General features: G+C 44.5%; 18 protein-coding genes. 9 read left to right on the top strand and 9 right to left on the bottom strand.

The annotated features are described in order from the left end of the window. Positions 1-2: 2 nt before the first annotated feature. From AB6D93_RS12790 to asnB, 3 genes are all read left to right on the top strand, one after another. On the top strand, positions 3-1217 hold the full coding sequence (locus AB6D93_RS12790) for an ROK family protein (RefSeq protein ID WP_017062194.1): 1215 nt from the start codon (positions 3-5) through the stop codon (positions 1215-1217). Positions 1218-1300: 83 nt separating this feature from the next. After that, entirely contained in the window at positions 1301-2887 is a 1587-nt protein-coding gene (locus AB6D93_RS12785) for a cation:proton antiporter family protein (RefSeq protein ID WP_102320163.1), read from the top strand. Between the two features lie 235 nt (positions 2888-3122). Continuing rightward, positions 3123-4793, top strand: a complete 1671-nt coding sequence (asnB, locus tag AB6D93_RS12780; RefSeq protein WP_102332542.1) for an asparagine synthase B — start codon at positions 3123-3125, stop codon at positions 4791-4793. 78 nt (positions 4794-4871) lie between these two features. Here asnB and rfaH read toward each other — a convergent pair whose 3' ends face one another. Then, positions 4872-5378 carry a transcription/translation regulatory transformer protein RfaH gene (gene rfaH / locus AB6D93_RS12775; protein WP_017062197.1) on the bottom strand — a complete coding sequence of 169 codons (507 nt, stop codon included), beginning with the start codon at positions 5376-5378 and terminating at the stop codon, positions 4872-4874. A gap of 501 nt (positions 5379-5879) precedes the next feature. On the opposite strand from rfaH, the gene AB6D93_RS12770 reads away from it, so the two are divergent. Continuing rightward, positions 5880-7277 carry a peptide MFS transporter gene (locus AB6D93_RS12770; protein WP_017062198.1) on the top strand — a complete coding sequence of 466 codons (1398 nt, stop codon included), beginning with the start codon at positions 5880-5882 and terminating at the stop codon, positions 7275-7277. 123 nt (positions 7278-7400) lie between these two features. On the opposite strand, the gene hemH is transcribed toward AB6D93_RS12770, so the two are convergent. The 3 genes from hemH to htpG form a co-directional block, all read right to left on the bottom strand. Beyond that, a complete protein-coding gene (hemH, locus tag AB6D93_RS12765; RefSeq protein ID WP_102332543.1) occupies positions 7401-8363 on the bottom strand; it encodes a ferrochelatase in 963 nt (320 codons plus the stop codon). 276 nt (positions 8364-8639) lie between these two features. Next, the gene (gene adk / locus AB6D93_RS12760) at positions 8640-9284 is read right to left on the bottom strand and encodes an adenylate kinase (protein WP_017062200.1); all 645 of its coding nucleotides are present in this window, start codon (positions 9282-9284) and stop codon (positions 8640-8642) included. 388 nt (positions 9285-9672) lie between these two features. Beyond that, on the bottom strand, positions 9673-11577 hold the full coding sequence (gene htpG / locus AB6D93_RS12755) for a molecular chaperone HtpG (RefSeq protein WP_102332544.1): 1905 nt from the start codon (positions 11575-11577) through the stop codon (positions 9673-9675). A 270-nt stretch (positions 11578-11847) separates the two neighbouring features. On the opposite strand from htpG, the gene AB6D93_RS12750 reads away from it, so the two are divergent. The 3 genes from AB6D93_RS12750 to AB6D93_RS12740 all read left to right on the top strand — a co-directional run bounded on the left by AB6D93_RS12750 (position 11848) and on the right by AB6D93_RS12740 (position 13747). After that, positions 11848-12759: a transcriptional regulator gene (locus AB6D93_RS12750; RefSeq protein WP_102332545.1), complete on the top strand. Its 912-nt coding sequence runs from the start codon at positions 11848-11850 to the stop codon at positions 12757-12759. A gap of 1 nt (position 12760) precedes the next feature. Continuing rightward, complete coding sequence (locus AB6D93_RS12745; protein WP_102332546.1) at positions 12761-13276, top strand: regulatory protein ToxS; 516 nt, start codon at positions 12761-12763, stop codon at positions 13274-13276. 150 nt (positions 13277-13426) lie between these two features. Then, positions 13427-13747, top strand: coding sequence for a SelT/SelW/SelH family protein (locus AB6D93_RS12740; RefSeq protein ID WP_017062204.1), 321 nt, complete (start codon positions 13427-13429; stop codon positions 13745-13747). A 24-nt stretch (positions 13748-13771) separates the two neighbouring features. Here the strand turns inward: AB6D93_RS12740 and yfcE are convergent, their stop codons facing one another. The 5 genes from yfcE to AB6D93_RS12715 are packed head-to-tail and all read right to left on the bottom strand — an operon-like array spanning position 13772 to position 16634. After that, entirely contained in the window at positions 13772-14317 is a 546-nt protein-coding gene (gene yfcE / locus AB6D93_RS12735) for a phosphodiesterase (RefSeq protein WP_017068995.1), read from the bottom strand. Between the two features lie 47 nt (positions 14318-14364). Then, positions 14365-14772, bottom strand: a complete 408-nt coding sequence (locus AB6D93_RS12730; RefSeq protein ID WP_017062206.1) for a CBS domain-containing protein — start codon at positions 14770-14772, stop codon at positions 14365-14367. Next, on the bottom strand, positions 14769-15119 hold the full coding sequence (locus tag AB6D93_RS12725; RefSeq protein ID WP_017062207.1) for a P-II family nitrogen regulator: 351 nt from the start codon (positions 15117-15119) through the stop codon (positions 14769-14771). Before AB6D93_RS12725 ends, AB6D93_RS12730 begins: the two co-directional genes overlap by 4 nt. Continuing rightward, positions 15109-15903, bottom strand: a complete 795-nt coding sequence (locus AB6D93_RS12720; RefSeq protein ID WP_017066002.1) for a DUF1538 domain-containing protein — start codon at positions 15901-15903, stop codon at positions 15109-15111. Before AB6D93_RS12720 ends, AB6D93_RS12725 begins: the two co-directional genes overlap by 11 nt. Beyond that, complete coding sequence (locus tag AB6D93_RS12715; protein ID WP_017072437.1) at positions 15900-16634, bottom strand: DUF1538 domain-containing protein; 735 nt, start codon at positions 16632-16634, stop codon at positions 15900-15902. The genes AB6D93_RS12720 and AB6D93_RS12715 overlap by 4 nt, the downstream gene beginning before the upstream one ends. A gap of 289 nt (positions 16635-16923) precedes the next feature. Between AB6D93_RS12715 and AB6D93_RS12710 the strand changes: the two genes are divergently transcribed. Together AB6D93_RS12710 and AB6D93_RS12705 are read left to right on the top strand one after the other, a co-directional pair. Continuing rightward, positions 16924-17838, top strand: a complete 915-nt coding sequence (locus tag AB6D93_RS12710) for a TIGR01777 family oxidoreductase (RefSeq protein WP_102332547.1) — start codon at positions 16924-16926, stop codon at positions 17836-17838. Between the two features lie 43 nt (positions 17839-17881). Further along, positions 17882-18709 (top strand): SDR family oxidoreductase, encoded by an 828-nt coding sequence (locus tag AB6D93_RS12705; protein ID WP_017061923.1) that lies wholly within the window; start codon positions 17882-17884, stop codon positions 18707-18709. The last annotated feature ends 22 nt before the right edge of the window (positions 18710-18731 follow it).

Below are 18731 nucleotides of genomic sequence, written 5' to 3'. Positions count from 1 at the left end.
GTATGAATGGCGGACAAATAGGTAACGTAGACTTAGTTAAACAACTAAACAGTGCGGCGGTATACCGACTTATAGACCAACAGGGACCTATCAGTCGTATACAAGTGGCTGATGTAAGCCAACTCGCACCGGCAAGTGTTACAAAAATTACCCGCCAACTTTTAGAGCGCGGCCTAATTAAAGAGGTTGCGCAGCAAGCGTCTACTGGCGGTAGACGCGCTATCTCCCTAACCACAGAAGTAGAGCCTTTTCATTCTGTTGCTGTGCGTTTGGGTCGAGACTACATTCAAATAAGCCTGCATGACCTTGGTGGTCGTGAATTGGCTTTCCAACAGCAAGACCTGAATTATTCAGACCAATCAGACCTTACCCAAGGCTTGGTCAATAACCTCAAAGCTTTCATTGCTGAGCATCAACCAAAGATCGATCAACTGATTGCTATTGGTGTCACGCTTCCAGGCTTGGTTAACCCAACGACCGGTGTTGTTGAGTACATGCCGAATACCGACATCGATAACCTCGCATTAAGCGACATTATTCGCGATACATTCCATGTTGCTTGTTTTGTTGGTAACGATGTTCGTGGAATGGCGCTTGCTGAGCACTACTTCGGTGCAAGTAAAGATAGCCAAGATTCTATTTTGGTCAGTGTTCACCGTGGTACAGGTGCAGGTATTATCGTTAATGGTCAGGTTTTCCTAGGTCATAACCGTAATGTGGGTGAAATTGGTCATATCCAAATTGATCCGCTAGGCGAGCAATGCCAATGTGGTAACTTCGGCTGTCTTGAAACAGTAGCGGCAAACCCAGCTATCGTTGAACGCGTGCAGAAGCTGATTAAACAAGGCTATGAGTCTTCTTTAACAGAGCTTGAGCATATTACGATTCAAGACGTTTGTGACCACGCGATTAATGGTGATGAGCTAGCCAAGCAAAGCTTAGTTCGAGTAGGAAACCAGTTAGGTAAGGCTATCGCGATGACGATTAACTTATTTAACCCTCAAAAAGTTATCATTGCTGGTGATATTACCAAGGCACAAGAGATTGTTTTTCCTGCAATTAAGCGCAATGTAGAGAATCAGTCGTTAACGACTTTCCATAGCGGCCTGCCTATTGTAGCATCACAGATCGATAAACATCCTACGATGGGAGCTTTTGCTATGATTAAGCGCGCCATGCTTAACGGCGTGTTACTGCAGAAGCTTCTCGAAGACTAGAGAAAACAATTCTGATTTTCCGCGGGCCGTGTTTGTATAAACACGGCCCGTTTTTTTAAGCTAGGGAACTACAACAACAAGTTATGGAACTTATATTAATATCCACTGCGTTTATCGCAGGATTTATTGCTTTAAAGTGTCACCTTCCCCCATTAGTTGGTTTTTTGGTTGCAGGCTTTGGGCTTTTTGCCTTTGGCTTTGAAACCAATGACACCATCATTACTTTAGCTGACCTTGGTGTCACGCTGCTTCTATTTACTATCGGCTTAAAGCTCGATATCAAAACCCTATTCTCTAAAGAGATCTGGGCTGGCGCGACAATCCACAACCTTTTGTCCACTCTGTTTTTCGCCGTCGCCCTGTTTGGCTTTAAGTTCTTAGGTATTTCATCGCTAGCTGCCATGTCGGTAGAACAGATCGTTCTGCTCGGTTTTGCTCTTTCATTCTCTAGTACTGTATTTGCGGTTAAGACTCTGCAAGAGAAAGGCGAAATGAATGCGACCTACGGAACGTTAGCGATTGGTATCTTGGTCATGCAGGATATCTTCGCCGTAGTATTCTTAACGGCTTCTACGGGCAAAATACCTGAGTGGTATGCAATTGCTCTGTTTGCCCTACCCTTATTACGCCCACTGTTCTACAAAGTGCTCGATTGGGTTGGTCACGGTGAGATGCTGGTTCTTTCCGGCATCTTCTTCGCATTAGTCGTCGGTGCTGGTTTATTCCATTTGGTTGGTGTGAAACCAGATTTGGGGGCTCTTGTTCTAGGTATGTTACTTGCTGGTCACCCAAAAGCCTCAGAATTATCAAAGTCGCTGTTTAACCTTAAAGAACTTTTCCTTGTCTGTTTCTTCTTGAATATTGGTCTGTCAGAGCAACCAACCATTCAAGGCTTTATGCTCGCAATCTTGTTCTTGCTGATGCTGCCAGTGAAAGGTGTTCTCTACTTCTTGGTACTCAACCGCTTCAAGTTCCGTGTTCGAACGTCTCTACTTGCCTCGCTATCACTGTTTAACTATAGCGAGTTTGGCCTCATCGTTGGTGGTCTCGCCTTCAAGATGGGTTGGATGTCGGGTGATATCTTAGTTGCCGTTGCCATTGCAGTTTCACTGTCTTTTCTAATCGCTGCTCCTTTAAACCGAGCTGGTCATAAGCTTTATCAGCAGTCAGGTAAATGGCTAAAAGAGCATGCGTCAGAAAAGCTTCACCGACGTGATAAGCGAATTGACCCTGGTCGTGCCCAAGTGCTTATTCTAGGTATGGGCCGAATTGGTACCGGTGCTTATGACGAATTACGTACTCGCTATGGCAAGGTCAGCCTAGGTGTAGAAGTGCGTGAAGAAGCCGCGCACAACCACAGAAGCCAAGGCAGAAACGTGATTTCTGGCGACGCGACTGACCCAGATTTCTGGGAGCGAATTCTAGATACAGCAAACGTAAAGCTGGTGATTTTGGCAATGCCTCACCACCAAGGTAATCAAACCGCTTTAGAACAATTAAAGTCACGTAACTTTAAAGGCCAAATTGCGGCTATTGCTGAATATCCCGATCAACTCGAAACACTGAAAGAGAATGGCGTTGATGCGGCATTTAACATTTACAGCGAGGCTGGTAGTGGTTTTGCTCGCCACGTTTGCGAACAGTTAAATCCAAATATCAATAAAATCTAGTATTAGACAGTGTTCAACTAAACCTCTCAAAACTGCCTATTTTTCGCACTTTTGAGAGGTTTTTGTTTAAAAAACCAACCGCAATTAAACATCACACACCAAAAGCACATAAAAATTAGATAATTTCTAACAGAACACCCTTTATATTATTTTTTTGCTCACATCCGGTTGCTTTTTTTAGCCAGAATGGCAAATTGAATGCAGTTGATTTGGAAATTATTTAAAAGGAAGTTCTATGTGTTCAGTATTTGGCATTCTCGACATTAAAAGTGATGCCGCAGCACTTCGCCCTATTGCTTTAGAAATGTCTAAGAAGCTTCGTCACCGTGGTCCAGACTGGTCTGGTATCTATGCTGGTGAAAAAGCAATCCTTGCTCATGAACGTCTTGCTATTGTTGGCTTGAACAGTGGTGCTCAACCACTATACAGTCAAGACAAAAAGTACATTCTTGCAGTAAACGGTGAAATTTATAACCACAAAGAACTTCGTGCACGCTATGAAGATAAGTACCAGTTCCAGACTGATTCTGACTGTGAAGTTATCCTAGCGCTATACCAAGAGATGGGTGCAGACCTTCTAGAAGAGCTTAACGGTATTTTCGCATTCGTTTTATACGACGAAGAGAAAGACGAGTACCTAGTGGGCCGCGACCATATTGGTATCATCCCGCTTTACCAAGGTTACGATGAGCACGGCAACTACTACGTGGCTTCAGAGATGAAAGCATTGGTTGAAGTATGTAAGACGATCAGTGAATTCCCTCCAGGTAGCTTCTACTCTTCGAAAGATGCTGAACCTCAACGCTACTACATCCGCGATTGGAACGAGTACGCTGCGGTACAAGGCAACAGCACAAGCAAAGAAGAACTGACTGAAGCGCTAGAAGCAGCCGTTAAACGTCAACTAATGACTGACGTTCCTTACGGTGTACTTCTATCTGGTGGCCTGGATTCATCAATTACTTCAGCAGTTGCAAAACGCTTTGCGGCAATGCGTATCGAAGATGATGAGCAATCTGAAGCTTGGTGGCCACAACTGCACTCGTTCGCTGTTGGTCTTGAAGGCGCACCAGACCTTATCGCTGCTCGTGAAGTTGCGGACAAGATCGGAACTGTGCACCATGAGATGACTTACACTATTCAGGAAGGCCTAGACGCAATCCGTGACGTTATCTACCATATCGAAACTTACGATGTAACGACGATTCGTGCATCAACGCCAATGTACTTGCTGGCTCGTAAGATCAAAGCGATGGGCATCAAGATGGTACTTTCAGGTGAAGGTGCTGATGAAATCTTTGGTGGTTACCTGTACTTCCATAAAGCGCCAAACGCGAAAGAGTTCCACGAAGAGACAGTACGTAAACTGCTTGCTCTAAGCATGTTCGACTGTGCTCGTGCAAACAAATCGCTAGCGGCATGGGGTGTTGAAGGCCGTGTACCATTCTTGGATAAAGAGTTCATCGATGTCGCAATGCGTCTGAACCCTGAAGATAAGATGTGCGGTAACGGTAAGATGGAGAAACACATCCTGCGTGAGTGTTTTGAAGACTACCTACCAGATTCAATCGCATGGCGTCAAAAAGAGCAGTTCTCTGATGGTGTTGGCTACGATTGGATTGATACATTGAAAGCAACGGCTGAAGCAAAAGTAACGGATCAACAAATGGAAGCTGCTAAGTTCCGTTTCCCTTACAACACGCCAACAACCAAAGAAGGTTATGCTTACCGTGAAATCTTTGAGGAGCTATTCCCTCTAGAATCTGCGGCAGAGTGTGTACCTGGTGGTCCTTCAGTTGCTTGTTCATCAGCGAAAGCGATTGAGTGGGATGAGTCATTCAAAAACTGTGTCGACCCATCAGGCCGTGCAGTACAAGCCGTTCACAACGATGCTTACAACGCTTAGAGCGTTTTGAACAAATCCTAAAGACTAAAAAAGGCGCATTATGCGCCTTTTGTTTTAAGCCTATTTTTATTACTGCAGTTATGCGCGAGCTTGTAGTGCTTCGTTCTCAATACTGATTGGAACGACTTGGCTGATCATTTTCACCAGCATAATCGATCGAGCCTCACCGTCTTTCTGATCGAAAATAGCTTCAACCCCAGCAAATTGGCCACTCTGAATCTTAACTACCTGTCCAGATTCAAACTCAACACAACAATCTTCCACTTCGTTACTGCAGCACTTCTCAAACTCTTTAAGTTCAAACACCAAGTCTCCTTGGACCTCGTGCGGCAGTGAACCGAACTTAATAAAGTCCACAACGCCACGTGTTGAACGAACGGTCGTGAAGCTAGGACCTTGCTCATAATCGAAGCGAACAAAGATGTAAGACGGAAACAGCGGTTCTTTGACCTGCTTTTCTTTCCCTCTCACCACCTTTTTGACTTCTATTTGAGGGTAAAAGCACTCTACCCCCTGATTCTCTAAGTGCTGCTGAGCGCGTTTTTGATCACCACGCTTACAGTAAAGCAAATACCAACGTTTCATTTAACTAGCCATTTTATATTTTTAGATATTTTACCACATGCCTAAAACGGTTGAATCGCCATTAATAAAATGAATCGTTGCTAACGAAAAATAATGCGTAGCAGACCAATTTATCAACAAAAAGTTATAGGTGTCGGAGTGGTTAAGCATTGTACAGAGATCATTTAGAGATCAAAAGACTCATTGTTGTAAGCATATGTATACCCCACCTAATGAGCACACCACTCCCTTTAAACTCAAAATGATACACCAGAGCAATGCATCTAAAGATTTTTATTCAACACGACTTTAATAAAGGTTATTAACCAACCAGCTCAAATCTGGAAAATTAGTTTGCAGCACACTTAAAATGGGCAACATTAAAAGTAAAGATGATTAATATCAATACCTTAGCTAAACCAAGTTGTCGTAACCATAAAATACGTCTATTGCAGACTTTTATCCCACTGTGTATACATGAATGACCATAAAATCTTTTAATACCTAAAATTAGTAAAACTTATGCCAAGCAACCACAACATCTTTGGCCACCCTAGAGGCCTATTTCTACTTTTTAGCACAGAGCTATGGGAACGTTTCTCTTACTATGCGATGCGCGCCATCCTTGTCTTATTTTTGACTGACACTACCCTCAACGGTGGACTGGGTTGGTCAACGAAAGACGCACTCGATCTCTACGGTATTTACACCGGTTTAGTCTACATCACACCATTAATTGGTGGCTGGATTGCCGATAACTACCTAGGTCAGCGTAAATCAATTCTGATTGGCGGTGTATTAATGGCACTTGGCCAATTTACACTGGCTCTACCTAACGGCTTCATCGGTTTAGACCAAGTGAACGCTCTGTACCTTGGTTTAGCACTGCTAATCAGTGGTAACGGTATGTTTAAGCCGAACATCTCAACCATGGTTGGCGATCTGTACCAAGAAGGCGATAACCGCCGTGACGGTGCTTTCACCATTTTCTACATGGGCATCAACTTAGGTGCGCTGCTTGGTGGCTTAATTTCAGGTGCTGCTGTCGATTCATTCGGTTGGAAAGCAGGTTTCCTAGCCGCTGGTATTGGTATGGTTATTAGCTTGATCATGCAAGTGACAATGGCTCAGTCTTGGTTAGGCAACATCGGTTCTGTACCTGCTGCTGCAAGAGCGAAAGCACTGAACAAATCTAAAGAAAAAGCGCCACTGACCAAAGAAGAGTTCGACAGACTAAAAGTGATTCTTATCATGGGTCTGTTCGTGATTGTATTCTGGGCGGGCTTTGAACAAGCTGGCGGCCTAATGAACATCTACACTCAACAATATACTGACCGTATGATTGGTGGCTTTGAAGTTCCTGCTGCGTGGTTCCAATCTTTGAACCCATTCTTCATCATTACACTTGCTCCAATCATTGCTGCGTTCTGGGTGAAACTGGGTAAGCGTGAACCCAACTCTCCTGTGAAGTTTGCAATGGCATTGTTCTTCTTAGCACTGGGCTTTGTGTGCATGATGGGCGCGGTAATGGAGCAAGGCGGTGACCTAACAGTGAAAACATCAATGCTATGGCTAGTCGGCGCTTTCTTCTTCCATACCCTTGGTGAGCTTTGTCTATCTCCTATTGGCCTGTCGTTGGTCACTAAGTTAGCTCCGCTTCGCCTAGCATCATTGATGATGGGTGCATGGTTTGGCTTCAATGCGGTGGCAAACTACGTGGCAGGCCTGGTTGGTTCTCACGTTGGTGAGCTTGGTGCTATGTCAATCTTCAGTGGTATTGCTATCACAGCAACGGTGAGTGGCATATTACTGCTGCTTTGTGCTGGTAAGCTTGTGTCATGGATGCACGGCGTAGAAACCAACATGACGCTTGAAGCAGAGCCTAAAGCTAAGCAAGCAACAGAGACATCTGCGGCTTAACTCTCAAGCTGTTTCAAAACGAAATATCCTGATCAAAAAGGGCTGCTCAATGAGCAGCCCTTTTGTTATTTGTATTATGCGCCTTAATGCTAACGATAAGTCATAATCAAGGCTCAGCATCTGTTAGCGATACAGCGCCACTAACTCTGCCATCATATCGATGTGCGAATCTCTGTCGTTCAGACACATAATGTAGCTAAAGTCCGAACCACCAGCGTCAATGAAAGTCTCTTTACACTGGTCTGAAATCTCTTCCAACGTTTCCAAACAGTCAACCGAAAAGGCAGGTGCCATAATGTCGATCTTCTTGATGCCTTTACTCGGCAGTGATTCAAGTGTCTCGTCAGTGTATGGCTTCAACCACTCTTCTCGACCAAATCGCGATTGGTATGTCATTGTGATATCGTCCGCTGACAAACCTAACTCTGCCGCAAGCAGCTTTGTTGTCGCTTCACAATGCTGAGGGTAGATATCGCCTTCATCAGCCAGTCGCTTCGGAATACCGTGGAAAGAACACACTAAATGATCGGCTCTGCCATTTGAATCCCAATGACTGCGGACGCTTTCAGCCAATGCTTTGGCATAGCTTGGGTGCGCGTAGTAGTCGCGAATAAAGCGATAGCTCGGGATAACTGGCATCTGCTTAAAGGCTTTGGTTAAACCATCAGAAACCGCCGCTGTGGTTGTACCAGAGTACTGCGGATATAAAGGCAGTACGATGATGTCCTCAACGCCCTGCTCCATCAGTTGCTCAACACCAGTCTTTAGGCTTGGGTTGCCATAGGTCATACCCAGTGCAACAGGCATCTCTAGCTTCTTCTGGAGCTTTTCAGCTTGTCTTTGAGAGTACACAAGCAGTGGTGAGCCTTCATCCATCCAGACAGACTGATACAGCTTAGCAACTTTAGGCGAGCGAATCGGTAAAATCACCCCATGTAATATAGGACACCAAAGCCAACGCGTTAGGTTTACAACTCGCTTGTCGTGTAAGAATTCACTCAAAAATCGACGAACGCCAGCGGGGGTCGCCGAATCTGGAGTTCCTAAGTTCACCAGTAAAACACCCTGCTTTTTATTATTTTCCATAGATACCTGAGACCAATATGTGATTTTCTGGAAAGTAATATACTAATCTGCATAAGTTTAAGATCATTGCGCCTCAATGAAAGTCTGAATAATCACTCTTCATATGAGATACACAACATCCACTCTCAATTGCTAGCCACTGCCATCGGGTCTGAACCGTTCTGAATCATGTGCAATCAAATTATCTAGATTGGTATCGTACTAAAAATTGAAACAAAAAAGCGACCCTTAAGGTCGCTTCCAATATATCAAATTCTAAAACTGGCTGTTAGCCAATTATGCTAGTGCTTTCTCAAGTTCTGCACTAACTTCAGCAACTTGCTTAGTACCATCAAACTTAAGGTACTGAGTGTTGCCTGCTTCAGCTTCTTTACCGTAGTAAGAGATTAGCGGAGCTGTTTGATCGTGGTATACACCTAGACGTGCACGAACTGTTTCTTCTTTGTCGTCATCACGTACCACTAGGTCTTCACCCGTTACGTCATCTTTACCTTCTTCTTTAGGCGGATTGTACACAGTGTGGTATGTACGACCAGAAGGAAGGTGAGCACGACGACCAGCCATACGCTCAACAATCACATCGTCAGCTACGTCAAATTCAACAACGTAATCAACAGCGATGCCCATTTCTTTTAGGCCATCAGCTTGTGGGATTGTGCGTGGGAAACCGTCTAGTAGGAAACCTTTCTCACAGTCATCTTGAGCGATACGCTCTTTGATAAGACCAAGGATAATTTCATCAGAAACTAGCTGACCAGCGTCGATTACTGATTTTGCTTGCTTACCAAGCTCAGTACCCGCTTTGATAGCAGCACGTAGCATGTCACCAGTTGAAATTTGAGGGATACCAAATTTGTTCATGATGAAGTTAGCTTGAGTACCTTTACCCGCGCCAGGAGCACCTAGAAGAATGATGCGCATGTTTAATCCTCTTATAAAATTATGATTTATACCGAAGCTCACTATCCCTCCATTCTTGCTCATTTTTAGGATGAACAGAAAGCGTTAAGTAACCATTGAGGCTAAGCAAAACTGTGAACAGAAGCAAAACGGTAAGTTTCGGTATAACGTTTAAAAATCATACAACTGGAGATAGTCGCTTCTTAGCCCCAGCTGATTAGGTCGAGCATTCTATCACATTAATATTCAATTTGGCTGAATTTACGACTAAAGAATGCATCGACAACATTTGTTGTGACGATAACGGTGACGTTGACCACGTTAGGTCAATTTTCAACGACGTTCATAAAAAAAGCCCGCATTTGCGAGCTTTTTATTGTAATTGTTGGCTTAACCTAAAGTCGAAAGACTAACGCTTTGTTAGTAGCTCGTTGATTGCACCCAAGAATTGTGACGGATCTTCCATTGAGCCCTTTTCAGCCAGCATCGCTTGACCAAGTAGCAACTCAACCCAACGACTAAACGCTTGCTCGTCTGCTTCGTCAGCCATCTGTTTAACCAGTGCGTGCTCAGGGTTAATCTCGAAGATGTACTTCACTTCCGGTGCCGCTTGACCCGCAGCTTCAAGAAGCTTCGCCATTTGCGTGCCCATTTCGAAGTCGTCAGTCACAACAACCGCAGGTGTTGTTGCTAGCTTGAAGGTCGTACGAACTTCTTTAACACGACCACCTAGGTAAGATTGAGTGCGCTCTACAACAGATTTGAACTCTTCTTCTGTCTCTTTTTGCTTCTCTTTCTCTTCTTCACCTTCAAACTTGCTTAGGTCTAAGCCTGCTTTAGTGATCGATTGGAACTGTTTACCGTCGAAGTCAGTCAGGTAGTTCATTACGTACTCATCAATACGATCGTACATTAGAACCACTTCAATACCTTTAGCTTTGAACTGCTCCAAGTGTGGGCTGTTCTTAGCGGCAGCGTAGCTATCTGCTGTCAGGTAGTAAATCTTATCTTGGCCTTCTTTCATGCGCTCAACGTAAGATTCTAGGCTGATGGTTTGTTCAGCAGAATCCACTTCCGTTGACGAGAAACGAAGTAGACCAGCGATCTTCTCTTTGTTCGCCATATCTTCAGCCGGGCCTTCTTTCAATACTAGGCCGAACTCTTTCCAAAACTCTAGGTACTTATCATTGTCATTCTTCGCCATGCGCTCAAGCATAGTCAGTACACGCTTGGTACATGCGCCACGAAGAGACTGAGTTACCTTGTTGTCTTGCAGGATTTCACGAGACACGTTCAATGGCAGATCGTTTGAGTCAATCAAGCCACGAACGAAACGCATGTAAGATGGCATGAACTGCTCTGCGTCATCCATGATGAATACACGCTGCACGTAAAGTTTCAAGCCACTCTTGTGGTCACGGTTCATCATGTCCCAAGGTGCTTTCGCTGGGATGTAAAGCAGGCTTGTGTAATCGTTCTTACCTTCAACCTTGTTGTGGCTCCAGGTTAGTGGATCAGCAAAGTCGTGAGATACGTGTTTGTAAAACTCTTGGTACTCTTCTTTCTCGATATCAGACTTGTTACGAGTCCAAAGTGCTTGCGCCTTGTTGATCTGTTCCCAATGTTTCTCTTCGGTGTCTTTACCTTCGTCATCTTTCACTGCTGTGAAGATAGAAACAGGAATGCCGATGTGGTCAGAATATTTACCAATCACTTCACGCAGACGCCACTCATTTAAGAACTCTTTACCGTCTTCACGCATGTGCAGAACGATGTCAGTACCACGAGACTCTTTAGTGATGTCTTCGATTGTGTAATCGCCTTCACCTGCAGAGTGCCACTGAACAGCTTCATTGTTCGGCAGGCCAGCTGCACGTGTGCGAACCGTTACCGCGTCTGCGACGATGAATGCAGAATAGAAACCCACACCAAATTGACCAATCAGTTGAGAGTCTTTGCTTTGGTCTTCAGACAGCTTTGAGAAAAAATCTGCAGTGCCTGACTTAGCAATCGTACCTAAATGCTCAATAACGTTGTCGCGGCTCATACCGATACCGTTATCAGAAATGGTTAACGTGTTTGCTTCCGCGTTGAAAGAAAGTTTTACACCTAGATCTGCATCACCTTGGTAAAGGTCACCGTTCGATAGAGCTTGAAAACGGAGCTTATCAGCCGCGTCAGATGCGTTAGAGATCAGCTCACGTAGAAAGATTTCTTTATTTGAATACAGTGAGTGAATCATTAGATGAAGTAGTTGTTTTACTTCAGATTGAAAGCCACGAGTCTCTTTATTTTGCGTTGCCGTTTCGCTCATTTTTACTCCAAAACATCTATACTTTATGTTGAATAATCATAGGGGCGTAACACTTGATGCCACTCTTCTGTTCATTAACATGAGGATGACAAATGTAAATTCAAGGTCAAAAATCATAAAAACACTGTTTTTTTGATCTGTTTTTATTATCCTTGAGTCTGATAAATATAAAAGAACATAAAAGAAGCCATGATTTGGTGAAGAATTAACGGAACTTCACCTGAGATTTGTCTATTTCGCACCCAAAACAATCAAAAATAGAAGAATTCAATGAGCAATATCGGCACAAAGTTTATTCTCGCACAGCGGTTCGTATTCGACCCAAACAGCAATTCACTTGTTGATCAAATGAGCGACGGTGAAGTCGTTCGTCTTGGTAGCAATGAAAGCCGCATTCTCCTGATGCTGTCAGAAAGACCCAATGAAGTTATCACTCGCAATGAATTGCATGAGTATGTTTGGCGAGACCAAGGCTTTGAGGTGGATGACTCAAGCTTAACGCAAGCCGTATCGACTCTGAGAAAGATGCTCAAAGACTCGACTAAATCTCCTGAATTCGTAAAAACAGTACCAAAGCGCGGTTACCAATTTATTGCAACCGTTGAACGCTCTGCACCACTTTCATCAAATGATCAGCCAGCAGCGGCTGAAATTGCAGAAAATGACGTAGAACCTATCTTAACGTTTGCAACGCCTACAATGACCGAAGAAGCAATGACTGAAGCTGTCGAGCCCGAGTCAATTACAAAGTTTCAAGAAACCAAAGTTGAAGTGGAACCAGCAACAACACCAACTGCTACCCCGGTTAAAGGCACCAATAAGTGGTTAGCGTTTTCGTTATTGCTTGCGGCTTTCATCATGCCAATTCTGGTTTTAACGTTTACTAACCCCGCAGAATCCGAGTTCAGAACATTGACTGAAGTGGATGGTGTAAAGATTCAAACCCCAATCAATCATCCTGATCTCAGTAGTTGGCTCCCTGCGATAGAGAAGTGTGTATTGCGCTACAACACTAATCACACTGGCATGCTGAAACCGACTGAGGTGATTGCAACAGGTGGACAAACCAACAACCTTGCCCTCAACTACATTCACCCGCAAGATTACTCTAGCGAAAATGTAACCCTAAGAATTTACGCAAACCAGTCGGATGTAAACGACATTTGTAACGGTGGTCAGTAACATGAAATTAAAAGTATCGATTATTTTACTGGTTCTATCTGCATTCTTAAGTGGTTGGTTATATTGGGGCAGCGACGCAAAAGTAGAGCGCTTGCTCACTCAGCATGAGTGGCAATCGAAAATGGTGACTCTGATTAGCGACAACAAGCAAGCTGATGCAATCGGCCCGCTGCGTAGAGTTGAACTATCATCGAATGCGAAATACCTACCAAATGGTACGTACCTGAGAATGTCAGTGGTTAGGCTGTACAGCACTCAAACTGCACCTGCGAATGTGATCAACATATCAGAAACAGGTCAGTGGGATATTAACGATAACTACTTACTGGTTTCGCCAACGGAGTTTAAAGATGTGACCTCGGCTCAGCGCCAAGACTTTTCAGAAGAACAGCTAGAGCTGATCACTCAAGTCATTAAGATGGACGCAGAGCAAAGCCGCCGCATAGATATTGTTAACCCGAAGGCACTGCTACTGACTAGCTTAAATCATGGTTCTACCGTATTGTTTTCAAACTAAGATTGGATCGCTATTTACTGTTTATGAATTTACTGTTTATGAATAGCTGAATACCATGAAACGGTAAACCAATAGAAAAAAGGGGCATGAAGCCCCTTTTTTGTTAGCCGTTGGTATCAAATTACGGATGTAGCATTTTAAGGATTAACCATGAAAACGGAACAACCTAATCTGGCGCCAGCGAAAGAGACAGCAACAAAAGCCACAATCGCGATACACTATTGCCGTCAATGCAATTGGATGCTTCGCTCTAGTTGGTTATGCCAAGAGCTACTGCATACCTTCAGCGAAGAAATTGAACAAGTGAGCTTACACCCAGACACAGGAGGCAGGTTCGAAATCTTTTGTAATGGTGTGCAGATTTGGGAAAGAAAAGCAGATGACGGTTTTCCAGAGGCGAAAGTTCTGAAGCAAAGAGTACGAAACATCATTGCTCCAGACAGAGATCTCGGCCACGTGGACTCAAAATAAGCCTTTCACAGCCGATCCAATGATTTAAAGCTGACCACTCACGAGAACATCACCTTCAAGGCTAATGACTTTGAAGGTATTGTTTTCATAGATGCCATAGCTTGCCGCGTGTCCCTCTCGTGGGAATGTCACCGAGCTAGGGTTAAAGATAAAGATGTCATCTTGGTATTCGGCGACAGGAATATGGGTATGACCGTGTGCAATGATATCGCCCGCCTTCAACGCAGGGCGTTTATTGGTGTTGTACAAATGGCCATGCGTTAGGAAGATACGCTGGCCTGATTCTAATAGCACCCACGAGTAATCCATCATCATTGGAAAAGACAACAACATCTGATCCACTTCGCTATCGCAGTTACCACGAACGGCAATGATCTCTTGAGAAAACGCATTCAACTTATCTGCAACCGCCGGCGGGTTGTATCCTTCTGGAATCGGATTTCTTGGTCCATGATTCAGAATGTCACCCAATAGAACTAAATATTGCGCACCAGATGCTTGGTAGAGTTCTAATACCTTTTCTGTTGCTGGCAGCGAACCGTGTAGGTCTGAAGCAAAAAATAATTTCACACGTACTTCTCCATAAAATTTATGAGCCTATTGTACGTATCTAAATGCTACACGTCATCTCTCGCCATACCATTGATCACGATATTATTGTAACTAACCATACCGACTATCTTGTTATCACGAACTACTGGCGCACGACTGATACCAAAGCGTTCAAACAGGCGAGCGCAATACTTTACGTTCATCTCAGCAGACACGCTTAGCGCTGGCTTGGTCATGATCTCATAAACATTGGTTCGCTTTGGAGATCGGTTCTTAGCCAGTACTTTCTTGGCAATGTCATTCATCAATACGATACCGTATTCGTCATCTTCGTGGCGTTTATCGACAATGATTGCCTTCACTTTGTGCTTTTTAGCCATCTCTATCGCTTCTAACACCGTGGTTAGCCCATCGATAATCACATACGTATTGGCCATGACATCGCCTACTCGGATCTTTTCACTGGTACTCATAGCTCATCCTCCACAACCTTTGTTAACGTCTCGACTTGATGCGCAACCCCGACTGCGTCTTCGATATCGATCTGCACCGCTATACCTTGTCCTGACTCCTGGTCAAACTCGCCGACTTCGCCAATAGTTTCAAGAATATGCCTAGCTAAGTGTTCCTCAACCACAAACAGCAACACATCTTTTTGCACCTCTAACGTTAAGCCGAAGAAGGTGGTTTTTTGGTTTAAGCCTTGCCCTCTGGCGTTATTAATCACCGTTGCTCCAGTCGCGCCCGCATCACGCGCGGCATCGAGCACAGTGTCGGTCTTGCTCTCTTCTACAAACGCTAGGATAAGTTTAAAGCGCATCTTTGCTCTCCTTAGAGGTATGTAAACGGTTTAACCATTGTGTTATTTGGGCATAGCCCATCACTGAAATGATGGGAAATAAGCTGGCAAAGGCGATCAATCCAAAGCCATCAATGACAGGATTTCTTCCTGGTACGGTTGAAGCAAGTCCAAGCCCGAGCGCCGTCACTAAAGGGACTGTCACCGTTGATGTAGTGACGCCACCCGAATCGTAGGCTAATGGGATAATGAGTTTTGGGGCGTAAAAGGTTTGAATGACCACGACGACATAACCAAAAATGATGTAGTAATGGATCGGGTCACCCGCAACGATACGGTAGCTGCCCAGAGAGATACCGATAGCAACGCCCAATGCCACGGCGATCCTCAGCCCATTGACGCTGATACTGCCACCGGAAACTTGGTTCGCCTTAATCGCTACAGCTATCAAAGAAGGCTCGGCTATCGTGGTGCTGAAACCAATACAAAACGCAAACAGGTAAACCCAGTAATAATCAAACCAAACCAAAGCAAGACCAGAACTGATCTTAAACTCAGTCAAAAAGCTTGGCTCGGTGAGTTGCATTGCCATCGTCTCCCCTAGAGGGAATAACGCGAGCTCCAATCCCATCAAAAAGAGTGATAAGCCAAGAATGACGTAGAAGAAACCGATCAGCACTTTGGCTAGGTTATTGACTGGCTTTCGTAATACCGCCAACTGAAAACCGAAGATGATGATCGCAATCGGGATCACATCCATCACAGTGCCGAGAAAGGTGTCGATAAATTGTTGAACACTGATCATGTCACCACCATCCCGTACACCATGACAAACATCATCGGCAGCAACGAAGCAAACGCGATCAACCCAAAACCATCTATCATCGGATTACGCCCTTTAATTGCCGAGGCTAAACCCACCCCTAACGCAGTTACTAATGGGACGGTGATCGTCGATGTCGTTACTCCACCAGAGTCATACGCAATTCCAATGATGTTTTCCGGAGCAAATGCAGTGAGCACGACCACTCCAATATATCCACCGATGATCATGTACTGGATTGGCCAACCTTTTAAGATTCTCAGCACACCGAGTAAAATAGCGATACCGACTGACAGTGCCACAGTAAAGCGCAGGCCATTGGCATACTGCTCCATTTCATCTAACGTATTGGGGATTACACCTCCCTCAGCTGCCACTTCTGCGGCTTCGGCAGCGACTGCGGTTAACGCTGGCTCGGCTATGGTGGTACCAAAACCCAAACAAAAAGCGAAGATCAATAACCAGAACACACTCCCCTTTCTGGCAAATGCTTGAGCCATCGATTCGCCAATTGGAAACAACCCCATTTCAAGGCCAAAGATAAAGAAAGTGAGTCCAAAAACGACGAGCACTAAGCCAGTCAGAATAGATAAAAGATGAGGAAGTGGCTCTTGTAAGACAGCAAGCTGGAAGAAAGCGATTACCGCCACGATTGGCAATAGATCCCTCAGGCTACCTAACATGGATCGAAACAAAGCAAGCACCGCCGTCATCGCAATTCCTTGTCGCTGATTATGAATTAATAATAATCATGGCAAATCCTTATCATTGCTTATGTGACAAATATTACGCAGTTGGTAACATATCCGAGTAAAGTGCATAAGTGTGATGACGGTACACATCCTGACTTGATGAATTTAATTTCACTCCTTTGTAAATTGAAAAAGGCGTAATTTGGGCATCACACGATTGAAACCTTATGATCGTTATAGTGATTTTTTCGTATTGATTGGCGACTAAAAACAAGCCATGTCTATAATTATGTTTAATAGGGAGATTGGTATGAAGATATTGTTAACGGGTGGTACTGGATTTATTGGCTCTGAATTGGTCAAGAGTTGGAACACTGACGACGTGACATTGCTGACGCGGAGTCCTGAAAATGCGAAGCAAAACCTAAATCACCTCAACCAGAACAACCTTCATTACATTCAATCCCTTGATGAGCTCAGTGATCTCAATGACTTTGATGTGGTGGTCAACCTCGCGGGTGAACCGATTGCCGATAAGCGTTGGAGTACAGAGCAAAAAGAGAGGATCTGTAACAGTCGCTGGCACATCACTGAAAAGCTGGTCGAATTAATTCATGCCAGTAACAACCCGCCACACGCTTTTATTAGCGGTTCAGCCGTCGGCTACTATGGCGATCAACAGCAGCACCCATTTGACGAGTCACTGCAAGTAGAAGATGAAAGCTTTCCTCATAAAGTCTGTGCCCACTGGGAAGAGATAGCCAAGAGAGCACAATCAGAAAGCACACGCGTGATACTACTGCGAACAGGGGTTGTACTTGGCGAGAATGGCGGCGCACTCAAGAAGATGCTATTGCCTTATAAACTCGGCGTCGGTGGTCCAATAGGTTCAGGTGAGCAGTACATGCCATGGATTCACATTCTCGATATGGTGAGAGCCATCAATCACTTGTTGTCACTCCCCCACGCTCAAGGGGAATTCAATATGTGTGCCCCTCACCCTGTGACCAACAAACTGTTCAGCAGCACGTTAGCGAAACAATTAGGCCGACCGCATTTCTTATTCACGCCGAAATGGGCAATGTCGATTCTCATGGGGGAATCATCTTGTTTGCTATTTGACAGCATTCGCTCCAAGCCGAAGAAACTCACTGAGATGGGATTCATCTTTAGTTACTCAAGAATCGAGCCAGCACTAAAAAACTTGTTACAACATCAAGACTAATTCTTTACCCTAGAGCGATAGAGACTCTAATAAAGGATTAAGTGTGAACAAGTCGATTCTGATTACCGGTTGCTCAACAGGTATTGGCTATACATGTGCTCATGCACTTCAAAAGCGTGGTTTTCATGTCATTGCATCTTGTCGTGATCCACAAGATGTTCAACGCCTTCAAGATGAAGGCCTCACCTGTATTCAATTAGATCTTTCCAACCAAGAAAGTATTGAGCATGGCGCCAAGCTTGCTATTGATCTCGCACCTAATGGATTGTATGGATTATTCAATAACGGTGCTTACGGTCAAGCAGGGGCACTAGAAGACTTACCGACCCAAGGACTCAGAGAACAATTCGAAACCAACTTCTTTGGTTGGCATCATCTCGTCTGTCAGATCCTTCCGCACATGCGCGAGCGTGGCGAAGGTCGAATCGTACAAAACAGTTCCGTATTAGGTTTTGCAGCCATGAAGTATCGTGGTGCTTATAATGCTTCTAAATTCGCGATTGAGGGTTGGACAGATACCTTACGATTAGAACTGCATGGCAGCGGTATACAGATCTCATTACTGCAACCAGGGCCAATTGAGACTCAATTTAGAACCAATGCCTTGAAAGCGTTCAATAAATGGATCAACATTTCTGGCAGCGCCCACCAAGACGCTTACCAACAACAAAAAGATCGACTCGAAAAAGAATCATCGAATAACGCTTTTGTCCTGCCTCCAGAAAGTTGTATTGAGCCGGTATTCCATGCTCTCACCGCCGACAAACCCAAGCTAAGATACCGAGTTACGACCCCGACTAAAGTGTTCGCGGTATTGAAAAGGATTCTACCGAGTCGCTTGCTAGACCCTATTTTGAGAAAAGCTGCATAAATTACTAACTTTGAATGCAGAG

Source organism: Vibrio sp. 10N.247.310.23 (assembly GCF_041467155.1).
Taxonomy (GTDB): Bacteria; Pseudomonadota; Gammaproteobacteria; order Enterobacterales; family Vibrionaceae; genus Vibrio; species Vibrio crassostreae_C.
This window is presented reverse-complemented; position numbering and strand designations above follow the sequence as displayed.